General features: G+C 68.7%; 5 protein-coding genes. 3 read left to right on the top strand and 2 right to left on the bottom strand.

What is annotated here, in order from left to right:
• Positions 1 to 257: 257 nt before the first annotated feature.
• The gene (locus ACTJJK_RS13720) at positions 258 to 6,581 is read left to right on the top strand and encodes an autotransporter domain-containing protein (RefSeq protein ID WP_440730489.1); all 6,324 of its coding nucleotides are present in this window, start codon (positions 258 to 260) and stop codon (positions 6,579 to 6,581) included.
• 105 nt (positions 6,582 to 6,686) lie between these two features.
• On the opposite strand, the gene ACTJJK_RS13715 is transcribed toward ACTJJK_RS13720, so the two are convergent.
• Both ACTJJK_RS13715 and ACTJJK_RS13710 read right to left on the bottom strand, forming a co-directional pair.
• Positions 6,687 to 8,060, bottom strand: coding sequence for a PepSY-associated TM helix domain-containing protein (locus ACTJJK_RS13715; protein ID WP_440730488.1), 1,374 nt, complete (start codon positions 8,058 to 8,060; stop codon positions 6,687 to 6,689).
• Between the two features lies 1 nt (position 8,061).
• Entirely contained in the window at positions 8,062 to 10,230 is a 2,169-nt protein-coding gene (locus tag ACTJJK_RS13710; protein ID WP_440730487.1) for a TonB-dependent receptor, read from the bottom strand.
• Positions 10,231 to 10,519: 289 nt separating this feature from the next.
• Here ACTJJK_RS13710 and ACTJJK_RS13705 point away from each other — a divergent pair, with 289 nt between their 5' ends.
• Both ACTJJK_RS13705 and ACTJJK_RS13700 read left to right on the top strand, forming a co-directional pair.
• Entirely contained in the window at positions 10,520 to 10,924 is a 405-nt protein-coding gene (locus ACTJJK_RS13705) for a DUF3224 domain-containing protein (RefSeq protein ID WP_440730486.1), read from the top strand.
• A gap of 303 nt (positions 10,925 to 11,227) precedes the next feature.
• Positions 11,228 to 12,274 carry a lipid A deacylase LpxR family protein gene (locus ACTJJK_RS13700; RefSeq protein ID WP_031373032.1) on the top strand — a complete coding sequence of 349 codons (1,047 nt, stop codon included), beginning with the start codon at positions 11,228 to 11,230 and terminating at the stop codon, positions 12,272 to 12,274.
• The last annotated feature ends 727 nt before the right edge of the window (positions 12,275 to 13,001 follow it).

The raw sequence follows: 13,001 nt of genomic DNA, 5'->3' as shown, positions 1-13,001 counted from the left end.
GCCGATCAATAAACTGCTACGCGATCGCACAGACTCGCCATGGCGTTTCGTTCTCTGCTGTCGCGAATCGAGGCACCCGCTGCACGTTGTCGATCGCCGCTGTCGTTCGTAACTGTCGAAACAGGATCTCGTCGTTGTCGGATGGCCGGGCCAGCGCCCGGCCTCGTCGTTGGCACGGGCGTGACGCCGTTGTAATCGAAGGTCCTCGTCCTTCGACCGTCCCCGTCGTGCCAGCTTTGGCTAACGGAGGAACGGTCATGCCCGCAGATGCGCGTCGTAGTCTTCGCCTACATCCCCTCAGCCGCGGCATCGCCCAGGCGATCCCGCTGCTGATCGCCCTGCAGATGTTCGCCGGGCAGGCCCGCGCTGCGTGCACGCCGGCCGTGCCGACCGACGGCGCCACGGTCAGCTGCACTGGCGTGCCGATCCTGCTTCCGCCGAATCCGAACAGCTTCCTCAGCAACGCCAACAACCTCGACGTCACCGTTCAGGCCGGCGCGATCATGAGCACGCTGCCGGGCGGCACCGCGATGACCTTCGGCGGCAACGGCCTGACCCTCAACAATCTTGGTGCGATCGACGCCAATGCCGCCGGCTCGCTGGTGCTGGCGCGCGCGCTCGCGGTCGGCAACCTGGTCGCGCCGGCCAGCGGCAATGTCGTCATCAACAACCAGGGATCGATCGAAGGCACCTTCGACGGCACCTTCGGCCTCGGCGGCACGGCGATGCTGGTGGCCAACACCGGCACCACCGCGATCACCAACAGCGGTTCGATCGGGATGAGCGCGTTGGGTCTGTTCGATCCGGTCAATTCGGTCGCAGTCGCCATCTACGGCGGCGGCAACGTCAACTTCACCAACACCGGCACGATCACCGGCCGGGTCGCGTTCTCCAGCCCCGGCAGCGGCGGCAATGTCTTCGTCAACGCCGGCACGATCAACGGCAGCGTCTCGCTCGGCACCACCCTCAGCAACGACACGTTCATCGCGGTCACCGGCTCCTCGCTCGGCAATCCGCTGATTCCCTTGCCGCCGGTGACCGTGCCGACGCCGTCGGTACCGCCGAGTTTCCTGACCTTCGCCGCGACCGGTACCGTCGATGCCGGCGTCGGCGGTCTCGACACCCTGGTGCTGCAGAACACCGTCGCCGGCCCGGGTTCGGGCAGCGGCGGCAGCGGTTCGATCTCGGCGCTGCAATACCTCAACTTCGAAAACCTGACCGTCAACAGCGGCACCTGGACCCTGAGCGGCGCCGTGGTCAGCGGCAGCGCGACCCTCAACGGTGGCCTGTCGTTGTTCGACAATGCGCTGTCGTTCGGTACCGGCACCCTGACCGCGAACGGCGGCGCGATTCAGGCCTCGCTGCCGGGGCTGACCCTGGCGCAGAACGTCGACCTCACCGGCGGCTTGATCGTGCAAGGCCCTAACAACCTGAACCTCGGCGGCACCGTCAGCGGCGCCGGCGGCCTGATCAAGAACGGCACCGGCACGCTGTCGCTGCTCGGCAGCAACAACTTCAGCGGCGGCCTCGCGCTCAACGCCGGCGGTCTCACTCTCGGCAGTGCCGGCTCGCTCGGCACCGGTTTGTTCCTGGTCGGCGGCCCGGCGACGCTCAACGCCGCCTTCACCGGCACCTTGACCAACCAGGTACAACTCAACGGTGCGCTGACCCTCAACGGCGCCGGTACGCTCACCCTCGCAGGCAACATCAATGGCGCCGGCAGTCTGACCCTCAACAGCGGCGCGCTGGCGCTGACCGGCAGCAACAACTACAGCGGCGGTACCGTGCTGCAGGCCGGTTCGATCGATGTCGGCAACAACAGCGCGCTCGGCACCGGCACCCTGACCGTCAACGGCGCCGGCTCGCTCACCGGCGCAGCCGGCGTGACCCTGACCAACAACCTGGTGCTCAACAACACCCTCAACTTCGGTGCCGGCGGCGGTGGCGGCGCGTTGACCCTCAACGGCACGATCAACGGTGCCGGCGGTCTCAGCCTCGCTGGCGCGCCCGGGCTCACCCTCAACGGCAGCAACAATTTTTCTGGCGGCTTCAATCTCGGCGATGGCGCACTGACGGTCGGCAGCAACACCGCTCTCGGCAGCGGCGCGGTGACCGTCAGCGGCGCCGGCACCCTGGACGCCAACACCGCGGTCAGCCTCGGCAACAACTTCAATCTCAATGCCGGGCTGGGCATCCTCGGCAGCAACGACCTCGCCCTCAACGGCAGCCTCGGCGGCCTCGGCGGCCTGACCAAGAGCGGCGCGGCGACCTTGAGCCTGGGCAACGCCAACGTCTTCGCCGGCGGCATCAACCTGCTCGGCGGCGGACTCAGTGTCGGCACCAACACCTCGCTCGGCCTCGGTACCTTGAGCGTCAACGGCGCGGCGAACTTCAGCTCCACCGCGGCGGTCAACCTCGGCAACGCAGTGGTGCTCAATGCCGACCTCGGCATCGGCGGCAGCAACGACATCGGTTTCGGCGGCCTGATTTCCGGCGCCGGCGGATTGAACTACGGCGGCAGCGCCACCTTGAGCCTCAACGGTGCCAATGCCTTCGGCGGCGGCGTCGATCTGTTCAGCGGCAGCCTCAGCGTCGGCAACAACCTCGCCCTCGGCACCGGCGCGCTCGACGTCAGCGGCAATGCCGGCTTGAGCGCCGGCGTGCCCGGCATCGCGCTCGGCAACGCGGTCAATCTCGCCACCGGCACCACCCTCGCCCTGAGCGGCGCCAATGCGCTCGCGCTCAACGGCACCATCGCCGGCGACGGCGGTCTGTCGATCAACGGCAGCGGCGCTTTCACCCTCGGCGGAAGCAACAGCTTCGGCGGCGGCGTGTCGCTCGCCGCAGGCAATCTCCTGCTCGGCGCCGATGCCTCGCTCGGCACCGGCACGCTCGACGTCGCCGGCAACGCCAGCCTCGCCAGCACCGGCGCGGCCTTGAACATCGGCAACGCGATCAACCTCGGTGCCGGGGCCGGGCTCACCCTCGGCGGCGCGGCCGACCTCGGTTTCGGCGGCACCATCGGCGGCGCCGGTTCGTTGATCAAGACCGGTGCCGGTGCAGTCTCGCTCAACGGCGCCAACAACTTCGGCGGCGGCTTCGACCTGCAGGCCGGCACCCTCAATCTCGGCACCGCTACCGCGCTCGGCAGCGGCGCGCTGTCGGTCAACGGCGCGGCCACGCTCAATGCCAGTACCGCGCTGAGCGTGAGCAATGCGATCAACCTCAACGCCGCACTGAGCATCGGCGGCGCCAACGATCTTGCCCTCGGCGGCACCATCGGCGGGGCCGGCGGCTTGAGTTTCAACGGCCCGGCCACGCTCACGCTGAGCGGCGCCAACGTCTTCAACGGCGGCGTCGCGCTCGGCGGCGGTACCCTCGCGGTCGGCTCCGACCTCGCGCTCGGCGGCGGCGCGCTCAACGTCGGCGGCAACGCCGGCCTGACCGCAAGCGCGCCCGACATCGCCTTGGCCAATGCGATCAATCTCGGCGCCGGTACGACGCTCGCCATCAGCGGTGCCAACGCGCTCTCGCTCAGCGGCAGCATCGGCGGCGCGGGCGGCCTGGCGATGAACGGCATCGGCACGCTCGAACTCGGTGGCGCCAACCTGTTCGGTGGCGGCGTTGCGCTTAATGCCGGCACGCTCGGCGTCGGCAACAACCTCGCGCTCGGCAGCGGTACGCTCAGCGTCGGTGGCGATGCCGAACTCACCGCGACCGCGCCTGCCATCGCCCTCGGCAATGCGATCACCTTGGCGGGCGGCGCGCAGTTGGGCATCGGCGGCACCAACGATCTCGCCCTCAACGGCAGCATCGGCGGCGCCGGCGGTCTGGCCTTCGACGGCAGCGGCACCCTGACGCTCGGCGCCGCCAACACCTTCGGCGGCGGTTTCGACCTCGACGCCGGCACGCTCGCGCTCGCCAATTCCACCGCGCTCGGCAGCGGCGCGCTCAGCGTCGGCGGCAACGCCAACCTCAGCGCAGCGATCGCCGGCATCGATCTGGCCAACACCGTCAACGTCGACGCCGGCACCGCACTCAGCGTGATCGGCAGCAACGGCCTGACCCTGAGCGGCACGGTCATGGGCAGCGGCACCCTGATCAAGGCCGGCAGCGCCGCGCTTACCCTCAGCGGCAACGTCTCCGGTTTCGCCGGCGGTCTGTCGGTGCAGGGCGGCACCCTCAACGTCAGCAATCCGATCACCGCCGGCTTCGCTTCAGCGGCCGGCACCAGCGCCAACTTCAGCGGCGGCGTCGACCAACTCAGTGCGACCGGCGCGATCGCCGGCGCGGTCGATCTCGGCGGCGGCGACGACCGTTTCTACAGCAGCCTGGCGAACCTCGCCGGCATCACCGGTTCGATCAACGCCGGCATCGGCAGCGACACCTTCGCGGTCGGCGGCAGCGGCGAGGGCAGCTTGCCCTGGGCTTCGTTGATCGGCTTCGAACAACTCAATCTCGCTGCCGGCGGCAGCCTGATCCTGCCCGCCGGCGGCACCGCCAACTTCGCCAACAGCGCCATCGCCGGCAACCTGGTGCTCAACGGCACGCTCGCCGGCAATGCCGCGGTCGCGGCGGGCGGCGCACTGATTGGGGACGGCGCGTTGACCGGTGCGTTGACGCTCGGCGGTACCCTCGCGCCTTCCGGCCTGGCCGGGGCGACGGGTGCGGCCGGCGGCAACGGATCGGTCGGCGCGTCGCTCAATGTCGCCAGCCTCACGGTCAATCCCGGCGCGACCCTGCAAGTGCGGCAGACCGGCGCCGGCGTCACCGACAGCGTGATCGTCGCGGGTACGGCGACCTTGAACGGCGGCCAGGTCGTGGCGATTCCGCAGGCCGGCAGCTACGCACCGGTTACCGACTATCGCATCGTCGATGCCGCGGCGATCAGCGGCGCTTTCACCGGCGTTTCGCAAACCGCCTTGCCCTTCCTCGATGCGACCCTGGTGACGATCGGCAACGACGTGTTCCTGCGCTTGAGCGAACACGATGTCGGCGGCAGCGGCATCCGCTTCAATCAGTTCCCCGGCCTCAGCGGCAATCAACAGGCGGTGGCCAACGCCTTGCAGACGATCGCAGACGCCAACAGCGGTCAGTTGCCGACCCTGATCGCGGCTGCGCGCGGCCTCACCGCGGCGCAGGCGCCGCGCGCCTTCGATACGCTCAGCGGCGAGACCTACGCCTCCATCGTCAGCGCCCAGCGCTACAACGCCGAGCAACTGCAACGCAGCGTCGCCCGCCAGCTCGACCGCGTGCGCGATGCCGGCGTCGAGGACGAGGAAACCCTGGGCACCTTGTGGGCGACCGCGTACGGCGGCCGCGCCGAGTTCGATGGCGAAGGCCTGGCCGGCATCGACAACTCGCTCGCCGGTTTCGCGATGGGCCTGGAAGGTTCGCCCGGCGCGAACTTCCGTTTCGGCGGCCACGTCGGCATGGCCCACTCGAAGATGGAGACCGACCGTCGCGACGACCGGGTCGAAGCCGATCTGTTCAATGTCGGCATCCAATGGTTGTATGCGCCGGGTGCGTTCTGGACCCAGGGCGCGGTCGGCTACAGCTACGCCAGCTACGACGCCGAACGCGAGATCGCGGTGGGCAGCTTCAACGCCCGCACCGATGCGCATTTCAGCGGCGACGGCGTGTACGGCATGCTCGAAGCCGGTTGGCGCTGGGATGGCGCGAGCCTGCGCATCGAGCCCTTGCTCGGCGTGTACTACAGCAAGCTCGAAGCGATCCGTTTCAGCGAGCGCGGTGGCGGCGACGCCAACCTGGTCGTGAGCAGCGACAGTTTCGACACCACCACCGCCGGCATCGGCGTGCGTTTCTCGGGCCTGCCCGGTCAGGGCGCGCGCAAGTGGCGGCCGACCGCGGACATCCGTTATCTGCACGACCTGCAGGACGACCGGCCGTTCGCGCGCAACGCTTTCGCCGGCGCGAGCGTGCCTGACTTCGCCGTCAACGGTTTCGCCGCCGAGCGCAATCGCTGGAACGTCGGCCTGGGCCTGTCCTACCAGCTCAGCCCGGTCAGCAGCGGCTTCATCGAGTACCGCGGCGACATCGGCAGCGACGATCGCGCGCATTCGCTCAACATGGGCCTGCGCCTGGGCTGGGGCGGTACCCCGGCGGTCGCGGTCGCGCGCGCGGCGCCGCGGGCCGATGCCCAGGCCGATGCGGGCGGCGGCGATCCGGCAGCGCCGGCTACGACGAGCTCGACTGCGAAGGCGGCTTCGTCGATGCCCGTCGTCGCGGCGTCGGCGCTCGCCAGCGGCGCGGCCGTGTCGGCACCTTCGAGCGCAGGTACGACTGCGCAAGCGGTTGCGGCGCCGGCGCGTCCCGGCTATTGCCCGATTCGGCCCGCTGTTGCCTCCAAAGCTTCGGGCTCGATCGCGAAGGCCAAGGCGCGCGCTGCGCGGCCGATCTCCAAGAACAAGCGTGTCGCCTCGCGCGGCACCGGCATCAAGGCGAAGCCGCGTCGCAGTGCGACGCGGGTCGCCGCCCAGACACCGCCTCCCGCCCCTCCGTCGGGTGCGGTGGCCCTGCCGTCGCACTGGTGCGACGAGGCTTCGGCCCGGGTCGACTAGACCGGACCGATGCATCAGCGTCCCCGGCAGGGGGCGCTACTGGCTCCGGTACGCTGGACCGGAGCCAGTAGTCGCTTTTATCGTCACCTTTGTACCGCGCAAGGATCAGCGCAACGCGGCCTGTAGACGCGGTAGGCGCGCGATCAGCCTACGGTCGAGTACGAACACGAGCAGCAACGAGGCGCCCAGCAAGGGGAACAGCAGGCCGCAGCCCATCGCGATGGCGACGACGGTCTTCGCCTGGGTCGGCGTCGGGGTGCGCGGCGCGCCGAGGCGGCCGCGTGGGCGCCTCCGCCACCACATCCACACGCCGCTGAGGCATAAGCCGACTACGCCCAGGCAGGGCAGCAGCATGACGAACTGGTTGGCGCGGCCGAAGTAGTTGCCCATGTGCAATTGCACGCCGACTTCGACCGCCTGCGCCGCCCAGCCGTAATCGGCGAAGCCGGTGTCGCCGGCGACGGTGCCGCGATAGCGGTCGATCTGCACGCTGCGCTGGCCTTGTGGCCGGTCCGGATAGACCACCGCCGAATAAACGCCGTCGGCGCTCTGCGGCAAGGACAGGCGGTAGTCGGCGACGAGTCCCTGCGCGGCGAGTGCGCGCACTGCGGCATCGATGCCGATGTCGCTCGCCTGCGCCGGCGAAATGCCGGCATGCCCACCGTGATGCGCGTGCGCGGAGACCGGCATCGGCGCGTCGCGCAGAGTCCATGGCGTTTCGCCGATGGCCTGCGCCATGGTCGGCGCGGCGCTGGACTTGGCCGGGCCGTGGTGGCGATGCTGTTCGGGATGACCGATGCCGAGCGACTGGGTGCCGGCGCGCAACAGATCGCCCCACACCCCGGCCCAGGGCAGGCCGGTCAGGATCAGGAATACAATCAGCGCCGAGGTCCACACCCCGGCCGCGCCATGCAGGCTGCGCCAGAAGCCGCGTCCGCGCGCGCGCAGATCGGGCCACAAAGCGCGATACCAGCCGGGTCCGGACGGCCACCACAGATACAGGCCGGTCGCGATCAACAGCAGTGCCCAGCACGCGGCCAGCTCGACGATGGCGTCGCCGACGCGGCCGAGCAGCAGCGAGCCGTGCACGGTGTCGACGAAACCGACCAGGGTGCGGGTATAGACGAAGGCGCCGTGGACGCGGGCGGTGCCGGCGTCGACGAACACCCGCAGCGGCTCGCCCTGCGCCGGCGTCACGAACACCTGCGCGGTGCGGCGCGGCTGCGAGGGCAAGTCGATGCGCGTCACCGTGCCCGGATACGCCGCCTGCACGGCTGCGATCAGGCGCGACGGCGGCAGCGCGGCGCGGCGTTCGGGCGCGAAGCGCAAATCGGCGTGGACCGCATCTTCGATCTCGTCGTTGAACAGATAGATCGAACCGGTGATCGCCAGGATCAGCAGCAAGGGCGCGACGAACAGGCCGGCATAGAAATGCCAGCGCCAGACCGCGCGATAGAGATCGTGACCGGCCGCGGCCATGTCAGAACGAGTGCGAATAGGTCAGCTCCAGCGTGCGCGGCGCGCCGAGGTAGACCTGGGTTGCGCTGTAGCCCGACCACTGCGCATAGAAGGCGTTGCCGAGATTGCGCAGGCGCAGGCTGTAGCGGCTGGCGGACGAAGGTTCCCAGGCGACCGAGGCATCGGCGACGGTATGCGAACGGACCCGATAGGCGTTGGCGTTGTCGGTGTAGAAATCGCCGACGTGGCGCAGGCCGAGGCCTAAGCTCAGGGGCAAGCCTTCGAGGCGATACCAAGCGTCGAGGCTGGCGCTGCGCTCGGGCACGTTCGAGGGGCGATTGCCGCTGCGGTCGATGCCGCCGGCTTCGAGCAGGCGGTCGAAACGCGCCGACAGCAAGGACGCGCTGGCGTCGATGCGCAGTCGCGAGGTGGCCTGCGCCGACAGCGAGAGCTCGACCCCGCGCGAGGACTGACGGCCGTTCTGCACGGTCAGCGCCGGCTGCAGCGGGTCGCGGGTCAGGATGTCGTCCTGGCGCAGGCGGTAGGCGGCCGCGGTCAGTTGCAGGCGATCATCGAGCAAGCGGGTGCGTAGGCCGATTTCGATCGAATCGCCTTCGCTGAGCTCGAAGGCGTTGTTACGCTGGTTGATGGTCAGGAACGAGCTGACCGGCAACACCGCGTTGCTGTATTGCGCATACAACTGGGTACCGGGGCGCAGATCGAACACGCTGCCGAGCCGCCACGAGGTCGGATTGAAGCGGCGGCGGAAACCGCTGCGCAGGCCGGTGTCGAGATCGAGACCATCGCGATCCAGCGAGATGCGCTCGTGGCGCAATCCGCCGACCAGCAGCCAGCGCGGGCTCAAGTTGATCGCGTCTTCGACGAATAAGGCGGCGACGTCGACGCGGGTGCTGAAAACGTTGCGGCCATTGCGGAAATTGGCGGCGGTGTCGGCCGGAAAGCGGCCTCGCTCGTGCGCGGCCAGGTCGACCGGTGCGGCGCGGCCGAAGCGGCGCAGGTTGAAGAAGTCGGTATCGCTGTATTCCAAGCCGGCGGCGAACACGTGCCGGCGCCCACCGAGGCGGCCGTCGTGACGCAGGCTGAGGCGCTCGTTCCAGACCCGCTGCTCGTGGTGGATGCGCGCGCTGCTGCGGTCGAGCAGGCCGCTGGCGGCGTTGTAGCTGAAGTCCTCGGTGTTGTCCCAGCGGCGCCGCGCGTCGTAGACACTGAGCTCGTTGTTGAGCGACCAATGCTCGTCGATGCGATAGTCCAGGCGCAAGCGCAGCCAGGTCGAATGCGCATCCATGCGGCCGTCGCCGACGTTGTAGTTGCGTGCGCGCGCGGCCCGGTCGATCGCCAGGCCGAAGGCATTGTCGACCAGCCCGCTCGGTGCGCTCGCCACCGAGCGCGGCACCAGCGGCGTGCCGAAGTAAGCCGTGTCGAAATCGTCGCGCTGATGGTCGAGGGCGAGGGTGGCCGACAAGCGCTCGTTCGGGCGCCACAGCAGCGAACCGCTGAACGCCAGCGCCGCCGAGTCGGTGTCGTCGACGTGGCCGCTCGAACGATTGGCGCTGAGCACCCCGCGAACCGCCAGGCGTTCGTTGAGCGGCAGGTTGCCGTCGAGGCCGAGGCGGGCGCTGCCGTGGCTGCCGTAGCCGAGCAGCAGTTCTCCGTTGCGCTCGTCGAGTTGCGCGCTCTTGGGCACGTAGTTGATCGCGCCGGCGAGCACGCCTTCGCCGTACAGCACCGAGGCCGGGCCTTTGAGTACTTCGATGCGCTCGAAGTTGAAACTGTCCCAGTTGCGCGAGGAGAAGCCCGAACTGGTCAGGCGCACGCCATCGAACAAGTAAGCAATCGCGCCGCTGGCGAAGCCTCGCATCGAGGCTACGCCGGGCTGCCCCGGCAGATTGCCGGCCATGACCCCGGGCATCGCACGCAGGGCTTCGACGCTGTCGCGCAGACCCCGCGCCTGGATGTCGTGACGATCCAGCACGTCGAGCGTCGCCGGGATTTCCTCTGGGTCCAGGCCGAGCCGGCTCGCGGTGGCGACCGAGCGCGCCGGCGCTGGCGCGGCGACCACGCGCACCGCATCGAGGTCGACCGCCGCGGCATCGGCGTGGGCGAGTTGGGGCGTGTGCGCCGCGGCGAAGCAAGCCAGGGCGAGGCGAAAGCGGCGGTGGTGAGGGGGCATCTGCGGGATCGGGACTCGGAACGGCGGAGGCGCGGCCGCACGGCAAGGTGGCGGCCACGGTCGCGGCGGATAGGGGGAGGCGGCGCTTGCAGCCGCCGGGCGCGCAGATGCTAGGCGAGGCAGTGGCGCAGCCGGCTGCGGCAAGTTGCCGCACTGCGCCTTCCGACCTGCGGTCGCGGCGCTCGCATCCGCTGCGATGCATTCCGACCTATGCTGGCGGCCCGCGCTGCAGGACTGGCGCGGTTCGCCCCGGCCTCGCGCCGCCCCGTTTGCCCGCCACGGTGACGCCATGACCCGAAAGATCGAAGGCCCCTTCGACGTGAAACTCAGCCCGGAGCCGGTGCACGACGCGGCCACGGGGAAATTCGGACGCATGGCGATCGACAAGCGCTTCCATGGCGAACTCGATGCGGCCAGCCGCGGCGAGATGCTCGCGGCGATGACCGAGGTCAAAGGCTCGGCCGGCTACGTCGCCCTGGAAAAAGTCGAGGGCCGCCTGGACGGGCGCAGCGGCAGCTTCCTGTTGTTGCACCGCGCCCTGATGGTGCGCGGCACGCCCGACCTCAGCATCGTGGTGGTGCCGGACTCGGGCACCGGCGAACTGCTCGGCCTGACCGGCTCGATGGGCATCGACATCCGCGAAGGCGGCGCGCACTTCTATCGCTTCGAGTACGCGCTGCCCGAAGTCGAATAGGCGAACGAGGGACGCTGGCTTTAATCGCCGTGCCGGCGCGCCGCCGGTCCGGCCGGCATACCGCGCAAAGACGCCCGCGCGCGTCTCAAGCACCATCGACGGGACAATCCATCGCGGCCCTGCGAACGCCGTCGCGGCGCTTCCGTGCGAACGTGTGCGCCGATCCTCCTGCCTCGCCGGCCCCGCAGAGCGGGCGCCGCGACGCTGCATGGATCGGCGCTTGCATGCGCATCGCACCGTCTCGTCGCCGCCCTTCGGGCCAGGTCGCTCCGTCCGCTTCGTTCGTCTCGATAGTCCTTCCCCATGCGCCAGACCGCTGTCCTGCTTTCCGCTCTGTTGTTCGCTTCCGGCGTGCACGCCGCCGGTCGCGAGGCCTGCACCAACGGCCACACCCGGCTTCCTCCCACGGTCAATCTGCGCCTCGACAACGATCTGTTCGGCGGCCAGGACCAGGGCTATAGCAACGGCATCCAGCTGACCCTGGTCTCGCCGAACCTGGCCGACTACACCGACGACCCCTGCATTCCGCGGCTCGCGCGTTGGGTCAACCGTCGCCTCGATGCGCTGCAGCCCGAAGGCTTCGAACAGCGCAACATGATCGCGACCTTCGCCCAGGGCATCTTCACCCCGACCGACTACACCCGCGGCGACCTGATCGAGGACGACCGGCCGTACGCAGCGGCCTTGCTGGTCGGCCTGGGCTATAACGCCCGCAACGGCGATTACCTGCAGACCACGCAGCTGCAGTTCGGCCTGGTTGGGCCGTCTGCGCTGGGCAAGCAAGTGCAGAACGAAGTGCACAAGATGCTCGGCGACGAGACCTTCCGCGGCTGGGACCACCAACTGCACGACGAACCGGTGTTCCGCATCGTCCACGAACGCATGCACCGCTATTCGGCCGGCGACGCCCACAACGGCCGTTGGGGCTGGGATGCGATCGGCCATTACGGCGGCAGCTTCGGCAACCTGGCGACCTTTGCCAACGCCGGCGCGGAACTGCGTTTCGGCCTGCGCTTGCCGGACGATTTCGGCAGCACCCCGTTGCGTCCGGCCGGCGAAAACACCGCGCCGACCCAGCACTACAACACCGGCAACCGCCGTTTCGGCGCGCACCTGTTCATGACCTTCGATGCGCGCTGGGTGTTGCGCGACATCACCCTGGACGGCAACACCTTCCGCGACAGCCACAGCGTCGACAAGCGGCCGTTAGTGGCCGATGTCGGCTACGGCTTGGCGGCGATGCGCGGGCGCTGGAAGTTCGCCTTGGCGCGGTATCACCGGACGCGGGAGTTCGAGGGGCAGAGGCAAACGCCCGTGTTCGGGAGTTTTACCGTGAGTCGGGCGTTTTGACTCACGGGATGCAGTTGCCTCCACTGTAGGAGCGGCGTGAGCCGCGACTACTGGACGCGTAGAAAGACCAACGCCCATGTCGTACATCGAAGCAGCGTGCCTTCGCAGGGTAGGAGCGGCGCGAGCCGCGACCGCGTCGTTTCCGCCTTGCGGCGCCTCCCTTGAGTTAGATCAAGATCAAGATCAAACGCCAAAAGCTTCCGCCACTAAAGCGGCGGGTTACTTTCTTTTGTCATAAGCAACAAAAGTCCGTCTGGATTCCCTTCGGTCAAAGGTAACCAAAGAAAAATGCTTTTCTTTGAATCACAAGCCCGCACGAGCGGTGCCTCCGCAGGGATTTTTCATACGGGACATCCCTGTCCCGATGAAAAACGGCCCGCATCCTTGCGGGCCGCCCTCCGGGTCTTCGATTGCCTTCGCGAGTGCTCGGCGACGCACAGCAACAGCAACAGCAAAATCTTTGCGGCAACGGCAACGGCAACGGCAACGGCAACCTGAGGGCCGCTCCGGCCCTGGCCGTTGTTTTTCTTGCCTGGCGCAGTCACGAGCTTGCGAGAACGTCTGGAGACCCGGAGGGCGGCGCACAGGACGTGCGCCGTTTTCCGATAAGACAGGGATGTCTTATCGGAAAATCCCGGCGACAGCACCGCACTCGTGGCCTGTGCCCTTGCAAGGAGAGCCCTTTTCTTTGGTTACCTTTCTTTTGGGCTTAGCAAAAGAAAGTAAC

The organism is Lysobacter sp. 22409, from assembly GCF_052045105.1.
GTDB classification, from domain to species: Bacteria; Pseudomonadota; Gammaproteobacteria; order Xanthomonadales; family Xanthomonadaceae; genus Lysobacter; species Lysobacter antibioticus_B.
This window is presented reverse-complemented; position numbering and strand designations above follow the sequence as displayed.